Raw genomic sequence first — 16,685 nt, 5'->3', positions numbered from 1 at the left:
TACAAAAATGATTATTTTTAAATGTAAATATTACGTTAAATAAAATTACCCTTGGTATTTAGTTTAACAAGGCATTAAGCAGATAAAAACCAACCAAGGTCAGTAAAACCACCATTAATGTATTGCGTATTTTAAGCGCTAATCCTACACATAATAAGGTTCCCCAAAGATAAGGATTATCTAAAATACCTTTAAATTCGCTTTTTTCTAACAGTACGATTGGTGCACAGATCGCAGTTAATAAACAGGGTGCAGAATATCCTAGGGCTTGTCTGATCACTGATGGTAATTTAACGGGGATCGCCGGCTCAAGAAAGAAATAACGCAACATAAAAATGACGAGTGCCAAAATTAATAATAACGACCATGTCATTTTTGTTCTCCTCTTATTCTTGCAACACAAACCGCGATAAACATGCCTGTTAGCCCACCAATAACTACACCACCTTCTATATTTAACCAACTAAAAAGAATAGAGAGACAAAAAGAGACAATAACGCCCACTAACGTACTAAACGTTTTTATCAATGGAATAACAATAGCTAATAACGTAGCAACAATAGAAAAATCAAGATGATAACGAGATAAATCAGAAACTTGGCTCGCCATAATAATACCAACAATACTGACCGCCACCCACGCTAAATAAAAACATAATCCTGCACCTATCATATAAGCGGGGGTGAGTTTTACTTTAGGTTGTGCTGAAACGGCAAAAAGCTCATCTGTTAATAAAAAGCCTATTGTAATACGTTGATACCATTTTAAATGAGCAACATGGGGGCGTAAGGTTAAACCATATAAAAGATGTTGGGCGGTAATAAAAAAGACAGAAACAATAATGGTCAGCATTCCTGCACCAGAAACCACTAATCCTAATGTTACTAATTGCGCCGCACCTGCAAAAATAATCGCAGACATTCCGACACTTTGAGTAAAGGTTAACCCTGCATCAACGGCCATTGAACCAGCGAGTATTCCCCAAGGGATCACTGCAAGGCATAAAGGCAAAACATGCAAAGCGCCTAAACCAAAGGCACGCATAGTTTGCTTATCTTCAGTGTTATTTTTGATTTTTTCCATTTACCTGTCTTCACGTCTAATACATTAATTCTATAGAGAATGATTATCAGTCAGTAAAGATAAATGAGATTGTATAAAATTGCTCTTTTAATTTTTTATTACAACAAAGGAAAAGTTAGAGAAGAAGATAACCGAAGCCCTTTTAAATAGTTTCCAGGCGTAACACCAATGGCATTTTTAAAATGGCGATGGAAATGGCTTTGATCTGAAAAACCACAACGTTGTGTTACATCAGTAAGTGTATGGCCTAAAGAGAGTAACTGCCTTGCTTTACGAATTCGGGCTTGAATAAGCCAAGCATGAGGTGTCATGCCTATTTCTTTTTTAAACTGACGTAAAAAATGCCATGGGCTTAAATTCACCATTTCAGCTAACATGTTGAGTGAAAAATCATTTTCAGGAGTGTCATTCATTAATTCACTCACCCACTGTAACCGTTGTCCTATAGCACTTAATGGTTTTTCTTGAGTTCTTGTTTTGCTATAACGCAAAATCAACATTGCCATTGTTGAAAGCAATAGAGACTCTTTTAAAAGGTAATTATTGGGCTGCTCTAGTAATGAAAAAAGTAATAAAAGTTGCTGACTTAAACCCGGATCGTGAATAACAGCATCAGGAAACCAAGGCGTTGCACCCTGCTCTTGTTGTAGATCACGCGTTAATGTTTGCAGATATTCTGGTGTGGGATAAATAGCTTGATAAGCCCAACCAGATTCAACCGCAGAGGAGCCAGTGTGGACTTCATCAGCATTAACAATAATGATGTCTCCTTTAGGAGCGATATGTTCGCTTCCTGTGCGATAAAACTGTTGTGCGCCATCATCAATCACACCAATACAAAAGCCTTCGTGGGTATGACGTGAAAAAGTTTGATGTAAATATTCGGCTTGCAGATAAGCAAGACTATTAAGCTCAGGAAGGTGAATAAGTTTAGCCTGCTCTTGTCGCATCAAAGATTGACTCCATCAACGGTAAAAATAATCAGCTTTTATCATAAACATGATACTGATGATTGTATGAAATTGCTCAACCTTAACCTTACTCATGTCGTTGATGAATTTTTGCTGGAATAAAAATTTGATGAGTTTCTAAGTTTGTCTGGTTAATTAATCCCATAACCAGTCGGAAACAGTGTGATGCTAATTCAGGATTATTTTGTGCGACAGTATCTATTGGTATTGATAATGAATCATACAAATAGTGATCATCAAAACCCGCTAAATAAACATTATCTTGCATAATTTTATTTTGACTTAGATAGCGCAATACGCCATCTAATAAGCCACAAGCAGAAGTAAAAACAAATTTTGGCGGGCGCCCTAAAGATGCACATAACGAGCCGAACATTTCATAACCTGAACTTGGGTGATAATGCCCATGTATGATCCATTCTGATTTTAAATTGATTTGTGCTTGTGAAAGCCCTTGCGTAAAACCTAAAAGACGATCTTTAGTCGGTGAAAGTGTTGACTGTCCACCTAAGAAGTAAAATTCATCAATACCTTTTGTCGAAGCAATTTTTGCAATTAGTTGTTGTGTTGCCGTTATTGAATCGGTGACCACAAAAGGTAATGTTGTTCCTTCAAAATACCGGTCAAATAACACAACAGGTATTTGTTTGCTTAAACGTTGATATTCAAAATCACTTTGTAAACAAGAAGCTACAATCAAACCATCGATTTGACGTGATAATAGATGTTCTATTGCCAGTGTTTCTTGAGCCGCATTTTCATCAGTACAGGAAATAAGTAATTGAATACCTGCTTCCCTGCATAATATTTCTAGTTCGTACGCCACAGAAGCAAAACCGTAGTTAGTAATATCAGGAATAACCAACCCTAATGCATAACTACGGTTATCACGTAAAGATCGGGCATGAATATTAGGCTGATACTGATATTGTTCAGCAATAGCCGTAATACGCGCAATAGTATCATCAGAAACACGCATCTCTTTACCACGGCCATTTAACACCAAACTTGCCGTTGTTTTGGATACACCCGCTATTTTTGCAATATCTGTAATGGTAAGACGTTTTTGTTTTTTCACTGTTATTCTAATTTGCTAAGCTTAAATTATTTATATAATCTTATTCAACTTGGTAATGCATCTGTTAATTGCCAAGTTGTTAGTTTTATTACATCTTTTCCTGAAAATGTGATTATTTGTTTTTCTAAAGGAAAAAAACGACTGCTCATCACACCCATGCCGTGATTAAAGAAAATCTCTACACTAGAACTATCACATAATATTTGAAGATGTTTTATATCACCAGACCAGAAACGTGATTGCCACTCTCCATTCTTAGCGCTACGGCGTTTTAATAGTGCTTGGTCATTTTCAATAATTAACGAAAGAGTATCAGAAAAATGAATGGCAAGAGAGCCAAATAGTTGCAATTCTAGCTCAATTGAGAATTCATTAATTGTAGGAGCATCATCTGCAATTCCCTGCCAATATGCTGGATTTTGCCTGAGTTGCTGTAATTCTTTTACGGGTTGTTGATAAAGCTTCCCTTCTTTTATATGTAATTCGCGAGGGCAAGTCATTTGGTGTATCCAGCCATTAGCAATGGTCGGTTGATACATTTCTTCACCATCAGGAACTCCCATCCAACCAAATAATAAACGTCTGCCATTCGCAAATGTTGTTTGAGGTGCGTAAAACTCAAAACCTGCATCTAGTTCGATTAAATCACCATGCTGAAATTGCAATGTTGAATAATCAAAATTTCCTATTAAGTAGGCACTAGAATGTGAATTTAAAAATCGTTGTTGTTCTCTTTTTATACCTTGAGGACATATTAATAAAATAAAGCGTTCATCTAGTTCAAAGAGATCTGGGCATTCCCACATATAACCCGCATCAGCCAACCCGCCTAAATAACTTCCAGCTAATTCGCCGACTAATTGCCATTGATATAAGTGAGATGCACGATAGAGTAAAACTTTACCCTGTTTATCTAAATTTTGTGCGCCTAATACCATGTACCACACATCATTATATTGCCAAATCTTTGGATCACGGACATGGCCACTATAACCTTCAGGAAGCCCCAAGACAGGCCCTAACTTATCAAAACCTCCCTGTTGATTTTCAACGGCTAAACATTGCCATGCCGTACGAGAGCCATCCTCAAATTTAACATTACCAGTATAACAAAGGGTTAATTTCCCTTGATAGATCACTGCACTACCGGAATAACAGCCATCTTTGTCATAAAATTCATTAGGCAGTAAAGCAATAGGTTGATGCTGCCAAGTAATCAAATCCTTTGAGCGCCAATGACCCCAACATTTATGTTTATGCTCACAAGAAAAAGGGTTCCATTGATAAAACAGATGATAATATTCACCATCAAAACAAAATCCATTAGGATCATTTAATAACCCAGTTACTGGCGCTAAATGCCAATGTGGATAATATTTATCTTTTATGGTTTTAGCGCTATTACGCATGACCGATTGTAAAATCGCAGATAACCCTTCGTTTTTGTTCATTTATGCAGACTCCACTTTGTATTTCAGCAAAAGAGAGATAACAAACGCAGTCACAAAGGCAATCACAAGGCCAATAATATAATTCATAATTGAACCTGCTTGCACGATTGCAATACCAGGAATAGCAGTCAGCCCTACGGCCGTCATATAAACATGTGAGCCTACAACCCAAGCACCACCAGCAGCACCACCAATTAAAGCCGCAATAAATGGTTTTCCATAACGTAAATTAATCCCGAAAATGGCCGCTTCAGTAATTCCTAACATAGCAGAGAAACCCGATGGGATTGTGATTGCTTTAATTTTTGCATCCTTGGTTTTAAACCAAACAGCAATACAAGCACCACCTTGAGCTATATTCGCCATTGCCCAAATCGGCAATAAAAAGTTAACCCCAATATTAGGGTTGCCTAATAGACCTGCTTCGACAGCATGAAAACTGTGGTGAATACCCGTAATAACAATTACAGAATAAAGCCCACCAAAAATTAGCCCTGCTATCCAACCCGCTTGTGTAATTAAGGTGCTTAATAGTAATGAAATACCATCACCTAAAAGACGACCGACTGGCCCTATGACTAATAACGCGACAAAGCCCGAAATAATAACGGTTAAAAATGGCGTGATAATTAAATCAAGAGCATTAGGAACAACTTTGCGTAATTGTTTTTCCAACACACTCATAAACCAAACAGCAAGCAAGACGGGAAAGACAGTACCTTGATAACCAATCATTGCCACTTCTAACCCAAAGAAATTCATGGTGTTAAAACCAGCAGCAACGCCCCATGCGTTAGTTAATGCAGGATGCGTTAAAATTCCACCTAATGTAGCACCAAGATAAGGATTTCCGCCAAACTCCTTGGCCGCCGTAAAACCAATCAAAATAGGTAAAATAATAAATGCCGCAGAGCTACACATATCTAACATGATATAGAGTGCATTATCAGGACTCACCCACTGGTTAGTTTTCATTAACCCAAGTAGCCCCATTAATAAACCTGACGCCACAATGGCAGGAATAATAGGCACAAAGATATTAGAAAGCAGTCTAGCTATTCGCTGAAATGGGTTGAGCTTTTTGGCCGCGATATTTGCCGCTTCAGATTTACTTGATTCGCCAATACCCGCCGCAGCAATAAAGGCCGCATGCACTTTGTTGACTAAGCCAGTACCAAAAATTACCTGAATTTGTCCCGCATTACTAAAACACCCTTTTACACCTTCTAATTTATTGATTGCCTCTTTATCAGCCTTAGTGTCATCGACTAATACAAGTCTTAAACGAGTAGCGCAATGCGCCGCACTGGCAATATTTTCAGCACCTCCCAATAAAGGCACTAGTTGGCGAGCAATATTCTCAATATTCATCATAGCCTCGGTAAGTCTTACTTCGTTTATAAGCGATCATTAATAGTAATCATAAAAACTAAAACGGTTTAGCTAATAACATGATTAAATAAAAACCTATCTTAAATGGCAATGAATATGCGGATAAAAGCGCTTTATTTGTGATCTAAACGACAAAAAAGACATATCATTAGTCTTTTTTAGATAATTAAAATGAAGGCAAAACAACCCAAAAGCTAAACAAATTATTTTTTATTTAGCTAAATAAATTAATATAATGTTAAATAATTTTATTTTAGAAAAAAATATTCCATACATTAATTTTATTGGCAAATTATCCAGTTAAATCTGACAGATAGCATATTATTATTTCACCCACTCCTTGTTATCAGTAACATTATAATACTTCATCAATCGTTATATATTTTATTATACAACAATATTAATCATCTGATTAAATTTAACAAATACAAAAACTTAGATTAACCTTAAAAACTGGTAACGCTTGTAATAAATCACTTTTCTTTGATGTAAAGCAACTACAACTTTTAGAAAATACGTAGTATCCACATTAACAGTTGGGTTTTATTGCCTACGTTAAAGTGCTTATTTTTTAACAACAATAACAATAATTATTTCTCTATAAGCTTGTTGGCTTCTTTTTTCTTAAAAATATAAATAATCAAGTGAGTAATGTATGAAAAACATCAAAGAGATGGCGTTACTTTCCACTCCCTTATCTCGCCGTCGTTTTGTAAAAACAGGTGCAGCGGGTGGTTTAGCAATAACTGCTGGGGGATTATCTCTCCCCTTTAATCAAGCCATCGCCACAGAAACAAAACCGACAACAAATAGCGAAAAAGTGGTGTGGAGTGCCTGTACAGTAAACTGTGGTAGTCGGTGCCCATTACGTATGCATGTTGTTGATGGTGAAATTAAATATGTAGAAACTGACAACACAGGTAATGATGTCTACGAAGAATTACACCAAGTTCGTGCCTGTTTACGTGGTCGCTCAATGCGTCGTCGTGTTTACAACCCTGATCGTTTGCGCTATCCAATGAAACGTGTGGGTAAACGTGGTGAAGGCAAATTTGAACGTATTTCATGGGATGAAGCCTTTGATACGATTTCAGATACCATGAAACGTTTGATTAAAGATTATGGTAATGAATCTATTTATTTGAACTACGGCACAGGTACTTTAGGTGGCACGATGACGAAATCATGGCCACCGGGTGCAACATTGATTGCTCGTTTAATGAATTGTTGTGGTGGTTATCTCAATCACTACGGTGATTACAGTACGGCACAAATTGCAGCTGGCTTAAACTACACCTATGGTGGTTGGGCGGATGGTAATAGCCCTTCAGACATTGAAAATACAAAACTTGTTGTGATGTTTGGTAATAACCCTGGTGAAACACGGATGAGTGGTGGTGGTGTCACTTATTACGTTGAGCAAGCCCGTGAGAAATCTGATGCTCGAATGATTATTATCGATCCACGCTATACCGATACAGGTGCAGGCCGTGAAGATGAGTGGATACCTATTCGTCCAGGAACTGATGCCGCATTAGTCAATGCATTAGCATATGTCATGATCAAAGAAGACTTAGTTGATAAGCCTTTCCTTGATAAATATTGTGTAGGTTATGATGAAACCACCCTGCCAGAAGGTGCGCCAAAAAATGGTCACTATAAGGCCTATATTTTAGGTGATGGCGCAGACGGTCAGCCTAAAACGCCAGAATGGGCAGCACAAATTACAGGTATTCCCGCTTCACGAATTGTGAAATTAGCACGGGAAATTGCGACGGCAAAACCGGCGTATATCACTCAAGGTTGGGGACCTCAGCGTCGCTCTAATGGTGAATTAGCCTCTCGTGCGATTGCAATGCTCTCTATTTTAACCGGTAATGTGGGAATTAACGGCGGCAATACTGGTGCTCGCGAAGGCTCTTACAGCATTCCTTTTGTTCGTATGCCTACGTTCACTAACCCTGTAACCACCAGCATTTCCATGTTTATGTGGACGGATGCAATCTTACGTGGTCCAGAAATGACGGCAACACGTGATGGTGTTCGTGGTAAAGACAAATTGGATGTGCCTATTAAAATGGTTTGGAACTACGCAGGTAACTGTTTAGTCAACCAGCATTCTGAAATCAATCGTACTCACGACATTTTGCAAGACGATAAAAAATGCGAAATGATTGTGGTGATCGATAATCATATGACATCATCCGCAAAATATGCCGATATTCTACTTCCTGATTGCACTGCATCAGAACAGATGGATTTCTGTATGGATGCATCTGCGGGTAATATGGCGTATGTAATTTTTGCAGATCAAGCAATTAAACCTCGCTTTGAAAGCCGTAATATCTATGAAATGACCAGCGAAATTGCAAAACGCATGGGGGTGGGTGAAAAATTCACTGAGAACCGAACTCAAGAAGAATGGTTACGTCATCTTTACGAACAATCTCGTCACAACTTACCTGAACTTCCAACTTTTGAAGAGTTCCGTGCTCAAGGGATCTTCAAAAAACGCGATCCTGAGGGTCATCATGTTGCTTATCGCAAATTCCGTGAAGATCCTGAAAATAACCCATTAACGACACCATCAGGAAAAATTGAGATTTATTCTTCTCAACTTGCTGACATTAAAGCGACATGGGAGCTTGCATCTGACGATGTTATTGATCCACTGCCGATTTATTCTGCTGGTTTTGAAAGCTATGGTGATCCGGCAATGGAAAAATATCCATTACAAATGACGGGTTTCCATTATAAATCACGTACTCACTCAACTTATGGCAACGTAGATGTTTTAAAAGCCGCATGCCCACAAGAAATATGGATAAACCCTGTTGATGCATCAAAACGAGGCATTAAACACGGTGATTTAGTGCGTATTTATAACGATCGTGGTGAAGTTAGGATCAACGCAAAAGTGACACCTCGTATCTTACCTGGTGTAGTCGGTTTAAGTGAAGGTGCTTGGTATAACCCAGATAGTAACCGCATTGATCACGCAGGTAGCATTAACGTGTTAACGACACAACGCCCTTCGCCACTTGCCAAGGGTAATCCTTCTCACAGTAATCTTGTTGAAGTCGTCAAGGCGTAAGGAGTCTGGTTATGTCAACGCAATATGGTTTTTACATTGATTCAAGTCGTTGCACCGGCTGCAAAACCTGTGAACTGGCGTGCAAGGATTTTAAAAATTTATCCCCTGAAGTCAATTTCCGCCGTATCTATGAATATGCAGGTGGCGATTGGACAGAACAAGATGGCGTTTATACACAAAATGTTTTTGCCTATTACTTATCTATTTCGTGTAACCACTGTGACGATCCTGCTTGTGCAAAAGTTTGCCCAAGCGGTGCAATGCATAAACGTGAAGATGGCTTTGTTGTTGTTAATGAAGATATTTGTATCGGTTGTCGCTATTGCCATATGGCATGCCCTTATGGTGCACCGCAATTTGATGAAGTCAAAGGTCATATGACCAAGTGTGACGGTTGCTATGAGCGTGTAGCTGAAGGCAAAAAACCAATTTGTGTTGAGTCTTGTCCACTACGCGCATTAGATATGGCACCTATTGAAGAATTACGCGCAAAATACGGTGATTTAGCTGAAATCGCCCCACTTCCTTCAGCAAAATACACCAAGCCAAATATTGTCCTTAAATTAAATGCCAATAGCCGTCCTGTGGGTGATACCACCGGTCATCTGGCAAACCCAGAGGAGGTGTAAGATGGTGGGATTGCATGAATGGCCACTGATGTTCTTTACTGTTATCGGTCAAAGTGTTGCTGGCGCTTTTATTATCATGGGATGCGCTATTCTTTCGGGTAAGCTTTCTCCTGAAATGAACAGAAAAGTACATTACAGCATGTTTGGTCTTTGGGCATTAATGGGAATTGGTTTCTTATTATCTATGATGCATATGGGAACCCCATTACGCGCATTTAACTCATTACTTCGTCTGGGTCACTCATCATTAAGTAATGAAATTGCCAGTGGTTCAATTTTCTTTGCCCTAGGGGGGATTTATTGGCTATTGGCTGTACTTAATAAAATGCCGGCTGCATTAGGCAAATTATGGGTCGCACTGGTTATAGTATTAGCCGCATTATTTATTACGGCAATATCTCGCGTATACCAAATTGATACCGTTCCAACATGGTATAACAGCTACACCACATTTAATTTTGTGCTAACTGCCTTTATCGGTGGCCCTATTTTAGCGGCACTTTTACTGCGTATTGCAGGTTTTAACCTCAATTGCGCCAGTACATTGCCATTATTGAGTGTTATCGCAATTATTGTGAGTGCTATTGTGGCAACATCTCAAGGCTTTGAATTAGGTTCTATTCAAACCTCTGTACAAAAAGCGGTAGATTTAGTCCCTAACTATGGTGCTTTGATGGGAATTAAATTAGTAGCTTTAGTTTTAGGATTAAGTTGCTGGATTACACCACTTCTACGTAAAAATAACCCTTCTGTTGCTTTATTAGCATTGGGCTTTATTTTAGTGTTTACCGGTGAATTTATTGGACGTGGTGTGTTCTATGGTTTACATATGACTGTCGGTATGGCGGTAGTTGGTTAATTAAATACTCAGCCTTTAAACCGCTGTAATAGTTAAAAAGTCCACTCTTTTATCTGTTATGGCGGTTTTCCTTTTATAATGCGGTATCACTCTTTTTTAATCTTAGTCATTATGTTTAGATAGAAAATCGCATATAGTAAAGACAATAAATCTAAGCGGATTATAAAAATATTATGGAACAACAACTTATTACTGATATTTCTCTTACTGCCCGTATTTTAGGTGCGGCGTTTTATTATTCACCCACTGAAAAAAGTGACATTGTCGAACTGCTGTCGAGTCAAAAGTGGATTGAAGAATGGCCGTATGGCAGCGAAGAAGAAAAGCAACGTATTGCAAGTCTGCTTTCACAAACCTCATTAAATGAAGAAACTTTAGCACAAGCTTATCAGCGCCTATTTGTCGGACCTTACGCACTTCCAGCACCGCCTTGGGGCTCGGTCTATCTTGATCATGAAAATGTATTATTTGGTAATTCAACATTAGATTTACGTGAATGGATGCTAGAAAATGGCATTGATATTGCATTAACCCAAAATGAACCTGAAGATCACTTTGGATTAATGGTAATGATGGTGGCATGGATTGCAGAAACTCGCCCTGAAAAGCTCAATGAGCTATTAGCAGAACATCTTCTGCCATGGGCTTATCGCTATTTAGAGAAGTTATCTTTGCAAGGGGCATTCCCTTATTACGAAGGTTTAGCCATGTTGGCGACATTAACGCTCAAAAGTTGGCAATCGCAGTTAAATGTGACCCCTGCTGAAAAACAATTGTTTTGTTGATTAATCATCAATAGTAAAAATAAAAAGTCCTAAAAGTATCTGATCTTATGCTGTTATTTTAATCTCGCTTTTAGGACTTTTATTTATAGAAAAATGAACACCTAAGGTTGCTGTGACCAATACTGGTAAAGCTTGGGTTGTATTTCCCCCTCCGTTTTTAGCTGTACAAATTGGAGGCCTTCTTGTTGCTCTGGTACCTTTCTTAATGCTTTAGCAATACTGGCTGTCGATAGTCCGTAAGGCTCTGCATCCTCATTAGAATAGGCATAAAAAATTTTAGAGATCCCCGCCATACGCATTGCGGCAAGGCACATTGGACAAGGTTGTCCACTGGCATAAACTATACAATCATCTAATTTTGTTCGCCCTAATACTTTTCCGGCTTCCCGTAATGCTAATAATTCAGCGTGGGCAGTGGGATCATTTGTCGTTATTATTTGATTAACAGCACTTGCAATCACTTGACCATTATTCACAATGACCGCGCCAAAAGGCCTTCCCCCTACTTTTACATTATCTATGGCAAGCGATATAGCTTGTTGTATAAACTGATTATCTGACATTATTTCGCCCCCGCTTGTTCAAGTATATTAACGATGTTTGTATAGCCTTTATCTTTAGCTAAGGTTAATGGTGTGTGGCCAGAGCCATCGGCGAGGTTAACGTTAGCTCCACCTTCAATAAGTAAAGTCACAATCTCTTCATATTTTTGGCTACCATCACCTAAAATAATAGCTTCAATTAAAGCAGTCCAACCTAAACGATTAATATGATCAACATCCACACCAGCATCAATCAATGTTTTTACTGTTTTTACATGACCCCGCTCTGAAGCAGGAATTAATGCTGTTCCACCATAACGATTAACGCTTTTAAGTGAGGCACCATGGGATAACGTTAATTCTAAGATCTCCTGTAAACCTCTAGCGCCCGAATAAAGATAGGGTGAATCATGAATAGCATCACGGGCATTAACATCTGCACCATGCTCAATCAGATATTTTGCAACCTCAATTTGGTTGGTATGTGTAGCCGCCATTAGCGGTGTACGTAATTTTAGATCACGTTGTTCAATATTTGCACCTTGTTCTATCTGACGTTTTAATTCAGATAAATTCCCCTCTTGTGCCAGTGTAACTAAATATGCTTTATCAGAATTTGCCATCGCTTTGACCATGAATATAGATGAAATTATTAATAAGCTTAAGAAGTATAAAAACCATTTGGCCTTTAGATAGCGAGTATTCATTCAATATCCTCTAGAGAGTGCTAATTTCTATCCACTTAATTAGCATATTATTTTAACCTAACTTAGATCTAACAAAGGCATGACCTTATTTCAACCAATCAAGGAGTCTATGCACACCTATTAGCCATTTTTATACTTTTTTTACACTTCACCTATCTCTTTTATCAACATCTTTACAGACCTTTAAGTACGCTTTCTTAATCTAAATAGTAAAAGGATCGTTCTGATGGTGATATTCGGTGCTGTGGCATTAGTTGTTTTGCTCACTGCTTATCTTATTTATGTGTTATTTCACGCAGAGGCATTTTAAAAATGGCAACAACAGCGTTGATATATATTGCTGTTTTTCTTATTACACTCTTTGTAATAGGAAAAATGCTTGGACATTATTTGGCTCGCCTGATTGAAGGCGATTTACCTCATTGGGTTACTCAAACTGAACATGTCATTTGGCGTTGCTGTGGTTTTAAACCCGCAGGTAAGTCCATTCAGCCTATGTGCGGATATCAGTATATGTTCGCTCTGCTTATTTTTAATTTAATGGGGGCAATTTTATTATTTGTCATACTGCTTAACCAAGGCTATTTACCTTTAAATCCCCAATTTGCCCCTAATATGAATTGGGATTTAGCGCTAAATACAACTATTAGCTTTATTACAAATACTAACTGGCAAGCTTATAGCGGTGAAACTGCCGTCAGTTATTTGAGTCAAATGATGGGGCTTGCAGTACAAAACTTTTTATCTGCCACAACTGGAATTGCGGTAGCTTTTGTTTTAATTAGGGCATTAACACAATCTTCTTGTACTTCTTTAGGAAATGCTTGGGTCGATATTGGCCGTATTACAATATATGTCTTACTCCCTTTAGCTATTATCTGGTCGTTATTATTTGTCAGCCAAGGAGTGATACAAAACTTTCATCCTGCGCTATTGAGCCAAGGTCTTGATGGTCAACACCAATGGCTGCCAATGGGGCCAGTTGCTTCTCAAGAAGCAATTAAGTTATTAGGTACAAATGGCGGTGGTTATTTTGCAGCAAACTCTGCACATCCTTATGAAAATCCAACTTCATTAAGCAACTTCTTACAAATACTCGCTATTTTTCTTATCCCTACTGCCTTGTGTTTTGCCTTTGGTCGTTTAAGTGGAACTCAGCGCCAAGGCTACACTTTACTTTGGGCAATGACGCTGATTTTTATTGTTGCCGTAGGTGTTATTACTTGGGCTGAATGGCACGGAAATCCAGAATTTATGCTCGCAGGTACCAATAGCTCACTGAATTTCGAAGGCAAAGAAACACGGTTTGGAATAATGGGTAGCGCCATTTTTGTTGCTGTCACAACGGTAGCATCTTGTGGTGCCGTTAATGCAATGCACGATTCATTAACGGCATTAGGTGGCATGGTACCAATGTGGTTAATGCAAACAGGTGAAGTGGTTTTTGGCGGTGTAGGTTCAGGATTTTATGGCATGATCCTCTATGTGTTATTAGCTGTATTTATCGCTGGATTAATGGTTGGTCGTGCGCCGGAATATCTCGGTAAAAAGATAGGTGTTGCTGAGATGAAATGGGTAGCCGTTGCTATTTTAGTCTCTCCAACCATTGTTTTATTAGGTACAACCCTCGCTTTATTTACTGATGTTGGTCGTGAAGCCATTTTAAACCCTGGCCCTCATGGTTTTAGCGAAGTGTTATATGCATTTACTTCTGCTGCGAATAATAACGGTAGTGCCTTTGCTGGACTCAATGTCAATTCACCTTTTTATAATCTGTTATTGGGTATCGCAATGCTCATTGGCCGCTTTGGTGTCATGTTACCTGTTTTCGCTATTGCCGGTAGTTTAGCGGTGAAAAAACGTCAACCAGAAAGCTTAGCGACACTCTCTACCATTTCACCACTGTTTATTTTTTTATTGATCCTCACGGTATTATTGATCGGTGCTTTGACTTTTGTTCCGGCATTAGCACTTGGCCCTATTGCAGAACACTTACAGCTGTTTTGGGCTAAATAAGGAAACCTATCATGAAAACAACCCAACTTTTTGACAGCAAAACAATAATGTCGGCTTTCTTTGATGCGATAAGAAAATGTACACCTCAGGCACAATGGCGTAACCCCGTTATGTTTATTGTTTATGTTGGTGCGCTTTTAACTACCGGTATTTGGATTGCTTCGCTATTAGGGTATCTCCCTAATGATAATCACTTTACTTCACAAGTGATGTTTTGGTTATGGGTGACATTGTTATTTGCCAATTTTGCTGAGTCATTAGCAGAAAGCCGAAGCAAAGCACAAGCAGCTAGTTTACGTGGTGCTAAACAACAATCCAAAGCAGTACGTTTACATCACGCTGACATCAATGCACCAAAAGAAACCGTTGACTCTTTCTCATTACATAAAGGTGATATCGTTTTAGTCAACGCGGGTGAAGTTATTCCTTGTGATGGTGAAGTTATTGAAGGTGGTGCTTCAGTTGATGAAAGTGCTATTACGGGTGAATCCGCACCCGTGATCCGTGAATCAGGTGGTGATTTTTCTTCTGTCACTGGTGGTACTCGTGTGTTATCTGATTGGTTGATTATTCGTTGTACTGCTGAAGCGGGTAATTCATTTCTCGATCGTATGATTGGAATGGTGGAAGGAGCTAAACGCAGAAAAACACCAAATGAAGTGGCATTAACTATCTTATTAACAGCGCTCACACTTATTTTCTTATTAGCCTGCATCACCCTTTACCCGTTCAGTGTTTTTGCTGTCGAGTTTCAAGGCTATGGCGACGTTATTTCAGTCGTAACCTTAATTGCTTTGTTAGTATGTCTGATCCCTACCACAATCGGTGGGTTGCTTTCATCGATTGGTGTTGCAGGTATGAGCCGAATGTTAGATGCGAATGTTATCGCAACTAGTGGTCGTGCAGTTGAAGCCGCTGGTGATGTTGATGTTTTACTGCTTGATAAAACAGGTACCATTACATTAGGCAATCGCCAAGCATCACGTTTTATACCCCTTTCAGGGATCAGCGAAAAACAACTTGCTGATGCCGCACAGTTAAGTTCTCTTGCAGATGAAACACCCGAAGGCAGAAGCATTGTGATCCTTGCTAAACAACGCTTTAATTTGCGTGAGCGTGATTTAGCATCAATGGGGGCTTCTTTTATTCCTTTTTCTGCAATGACTCGAATGAGTGGGGTCAATATTGGAGAGCGATTGATCCGCAAAGGTTCTGTTGATGCTATTCGTCGTCATATTGAAGTCAGTCACGGTCATTTTCCTGATGAAGTCACCGCTATAGTTGAGCAAGTAGCAAGAGCAGGTGGAACACCGCTGGTGGTCGTTGAAAATCAGAAAATTTTAGGGGTTGTTGAACTTAAAGATATTGTGAAAGGAGGTATTAAAGAACGTTTTGCTCAACTTCGCCAAATGGGGATAAAAACCGTCATGATCACCGGTGATAATCATCTTACGGCGGCAGCTATCGCAGCAGAGTCTGGTGTTGATGACTTCCTTGCAGAAGCAACACCTGAGGCAAAATTAGCATTAATTCGTCAATATCAATCAGAAGGTCGATTAGTCGCAATGACGGGTGATGGCACTAATGATGCTCCTGCATTAGCACAAGCCGATGTTGCTGTTGCGATGAATTCAGGTACTCAAGCTGCCAAAGAAGCCGGTAATATGGTTGATTTAGACTCTAATCCAACAAAGTTAATCGAAGTTGTACACATCGGTAAACAAATGCTAATGACACGTGGTGCGTTAACTACTTTTAGTATTTCCAATGATATTGCTAAATATTTTGCCATTATTCCAGCCGCCTTTGCCGTCACTTATCCTCAACTCAATATGCTTAATGTAATGGACTTACATTCACCAGCATCGGCCATGCTATCTGCAGTTATTTTTAATGCCTTAATTATTGTTTTCTTGATCCCACTTGCACTTAAAGGTGTAAATTATCGCCCTGTATCAGCACATGTATTACTTCGTCGTAATCTTTCGTTATATGGGATCAGCGGGCTATTAATACCATTTATTGGCATTAAAGTTATCGATATGATTTTAGCGCTTATTGGGTTTTAAGGAGTTATA

15 protein-coding genes are annotated in these 16,685 nt (G+C 38.9%); 7 read left to right on the top strand and 8 right to left on the bottom strand.

The window, feature by feature from the left end:
• Positions 1-58 precede the first annotated feature (58 nt).
• The 6 genes from ABN217_RS02990 to ABN217_RS02965 all read right to left on the bottom strand — a co-directional run bounded on the left by ABN217_RS02990 (position 59) and on the right by ABN217_RS02965 (position 5,954).
• Entirely contained in the window at positions 59-373 is a 315-nt protein-coding gene (locus ABN217_RS02990; RefSeq protein ID WP_072068130.1) for an AzlD domain-containing protein, read from the bottom strand.
• A complete protein-coding gene (locus ABN217_RS02985) occupies positions 370-1,083 on the bottom strand; it encodes an AzlC family ABC transporter permease (protein ID WP_349459040.1) in 714 nt (237 codons plus the stop codon). Before ABN217_RS02985 ends, ABN217_RS02990 begins: the two co-directional genes overlap by 4 nt.
• 98 nt (positions 1,084-1,181) lie before the next feature.
• Entirely contained in the window at positions 1,182-2,033 is an 852-nt protein-coding gene (locus ABN217_RS02980) for an AraC family transcriptional regulator (RefSeq protein ID WP_197269176.1), read from the bottom strand.
• A gap of 88 nt (positions 2,034-2,121) precedes the next feature.
• A complete protein-coding gene (locus ABN217_RS02975) occupies positions 2,122-3,132 on the bottom strand; it encodes a LacI family DNA-binding transcriptional regulator (RefSeq protein WP_197269175.1) in 1,011 nt (336 codons plus the stop codon).
• Between the two features lie 44 nt (positions 3,133-3,176).
• Positions 3,177-4,583: a sucrose-6-phosphate hydrolase gene (locus tag ABN217_RS02970; protein ID WP_349459039.1), complete on the bottom strand. Its 1,407-nt coding sequence runs from the start codon at positions 4,581-4,583 to the stop codon at positions 3,177-3,179.
• Positions 4,584-5,954, bottom strand: coding sequence for a sucrose-specific PTS transporter subunit IIBC (locus ABN217_RS02965; RefSeq protein WP_196552994.1), 1,371 nt, complete (start codon positions 5,952-5,954; stop codon positions 4,584-4,586).
• Between the two features lie 676 nt (positions 5,955-6,630).
• On the opposite strand from ABN217_RS02965, the gene dmsA reads away from it, so the two are divergent.
• From dmsA to dmsD, 4 genes are all read left to right on the top strand, one after another.
• Positions 6,631-9,069: a dimethylsulfoxide reductase subunit A gene (gene dmsA, locus ABN217_RS02960; RefSeq protein WP_196552993.1), complete on the top strand. Its 2,439-nt coding sequence runs from the start codon at positions 6,631-6,633 to the stop codon at positions 9,067-9,069.
• 11 nt (positions 9,070-9,080) lie between these two features.
• Positions 9,081-9,698, top strand: a complete 618-nt coding sequence (locus ABN217_RS02955; protein ID WP_023582154.1) for a DMSO/selenate family reductase complex B subunit — start codon at positions 9,081-9,083, stop codon at positions 9,696-9,698.
• Between the two features lies 1 nt (position 9,699).
• Positions 9,700-10,557: a DmsC/YnfH family molybdoenzyme membrane anchor subunit gene (locus ABN217_RS02950; protein WP_197269172.1), complete on the top strand. Its 858-nt coding sequence runs from the start codon at positions 9,700-9,702 to the stop codon at positions 10,555-10,557.
• A 173-nt stretch (positions 10,558-10,730) separates the two neighbouring features.
• Positions 10,731-11,342 (top strand): Tat proofreading chaperone DmsD, encoded by a 612-nt coding sequence (gene dmsD, locus ABN217_RS02945; RefSeq protein ID WP_340896566.1) that lies wholly within the window; start codon positions 10,731-10,733, stop codon positions 11,340-11,342.
• A gap of 101 nt (positions 11,343-11,443) precedes the next feature.
• Here the strand turns inward: dmsD and ABN217_RS02940 are convergent, their stop codons facing one another.
• Both ABN217_RS02940 and ABN217_RS02935 read right to left on the bottom strand, forming a co-directional pair.
• Complete coding sequence (locus ABN217_RS02940) at positions 11,444-11,905, bottom strand: nucleoside deaminase (protein ID WP_072068138.1); 462 nt, start codon at positions 11,903-11,905, stop codon at positions 11,444-11,446.
• Positions 11,905-12,591, bottom strand: coding sequence for an ankyrin repeat domain-containing protein (locus ABN217_RS02935; RefSeq protein WP_349459038.1), 687 nt, complete (start codon positions 12,589-12,591; stop codon positions 11,905-11,907). The genes ABN217_RS02940 and ABN217_RS02935 overlap by 1 nt, the downstream gene beginning before the upstream one ends.
• Before the next feature lie 226 nt (positions 12,592-12,817).
• On the opposite strand from ABN217_RS02935, the gene ABN217_RS20620 reads away from it, so the two are divergent.
• The 3 genes from ABN217_RS20620 to kdpB are packed head-to-tail and all read left to right on the top strand — an operon-like array spanning position 12,818 to position 16,676.
• Positions 12,818-12,901 carry a potassium-transporting ATPase subunit F gene (locus ABN217_RS20620; protein WP_115349781.1) on the top strand — a complete coding sequence of 28 codons (84 nt, stop codon included), beginning with the start codon at positions 12,818-12,820 and terminating at the stop codon, positions 12,899-12,901.
• Positions 12,902-12,903: 2 nt separating this feature from the next.
• Positions 12,904-14,607: a potassium-transporting ATPase subunit KdpA gene (kdpA, locus tag ABN217_RS02930; RefSeq protein ID WP_349459037.1), complete on the top strand. Its 1,704-nt coding sequence runs from the start codon at positions 12,904-12,906 to the stop codon at positions 14,605-14,607.
• A gap of 11 nt (positions 14,608-14,618) precedes the next feature.
• Entirely contained in the window at positions 14,619-16,676 is a 2,058-nt protein-coding gene (gene kdpB / locus ABN217_RS02925; RefSeq protein WP_349459036.1) for a potassium-transporting ATPase subunit KdpB, read from the top strand.
• Positions 16,677-16,685 lie beyond the last annotated feature (9 nt).

This window comes from Proteus sp. fly-1067 (genome assembly GCF_040139345.1).
GTDB lineage: Bacteria > Pseudomonadota > Gammaproteobacteria > Enterobacterales > Enterobacteriaceae > Proteus > Proteus vulgaris_B.
The sequence above is the reverse complement of the archived record's forward strand: the minus strand, read 5'-3'. Positions and strand labels throughout refer to the sequence as shown.

What these genes read in the sequence shown, in the direction of transcription:
- ABN217_RS02970 (WP_349459039.1), bottom strand. Translation starts at nt 4,583, where the DNA reads ATGAACAAAAACGAAGGGTTATCTGCGATTTTACAATCGGTCATGCGT.
- ABN217_RS02935 (WP_349459038.1), bottom strand. Translation starts at nt 12,591, where the DNA reads ATGAATACTCGCTATCTAAAGGCCAAATGGTTTTTATACTTCTTAAGC.
- dmsD (WP_340896566.1), top strand. Translation starts at nt 10,731, where the DNA reads ATGGAACAACAACTTATTACTGATATTTCTCTTACTGCCCGTATTTTA.
- ABN217_RS02965 (WP_196552994.1), bottom strand. Translation starts at nt 5,954, where the DNA reads ATGAATATTGAGAATATTGCTCGCCAACTAGTGCCTTTATTGGGAGGT.
- kdpA (WP_349459037.1), top strand. Translation starts at nt 12,904, where the DNA reads ATGGCAACAACAGCGTTGATATATATTGCTGTTTTTCTTATTACACTC.
- ABN217_RS02940 (WP_072068138.1), bottom strand. Translation starts at nt 11,905, where the DNA reads ATGTCAGATAATCAGTTTATACAACAAGCTATATCGCTTGCCATAGAT.
- dmsA (WP_196552993.1), top strand. Translation starts at nt 6,631, where the DNA reads ATGAAAAACATCAAAGAGATGGCGTTACTTTCCACTCCCTTATCTCGC.
- ABN217_RS02985 (WP_349459040.1), bottom strand. Translation starts at nt 1,083, where the DNA reads ATGGAAAAAATCAAAAATAACACTGAAGATAAGCAAACTATGCGTGCC.
- ABN217_RS20620 (WP_115349781.1), top strand. Translation starts at nt 12,818, where the DNA reads ATGGTGATATTCGGTGCTGTGGCATTAGTTGTTTTGCTCACTGCTTAT.
- ABN217_RS02950 (WP_197269172.1), top strand. Translation starts at nt 9,700, where the DNA reads ATGGTGGGATTGCATGAATGGCCACTGATGTTCTTTACTGTTATCGGT.
- kdpB (WP_349459036.1), top strand. Translation starts at nt 14,619, where the DNA reads ATGAAAACAACCCAACTTTTTGACAGCAAAACAATAATGTCGGCTTTC.
- ABN217_RS02990 (WP_072068130.1), bottom strand. Translation starts at nt 373, where the DNA reads ATGACATGGTCGTTATTATTAATTTTGGCACTCGTCATTTTTATGTTG.
- ABN217_RS02980 (WP_197269176.1), bottom strand. Translation starts at nt 2,033, where the DNA reads ATGCGACAAGAGCAGGCTAAACTTATTCACCTTCCTGAGCTTAATAGT.
- ABN217_RS02955 (WP_023582154.1), top strand. Translation starts at nt 9,081, where the DNA reads ATGTCAACGCAATATGGTTTTTACATTGATTCAAGTCGTTGCACCGGC.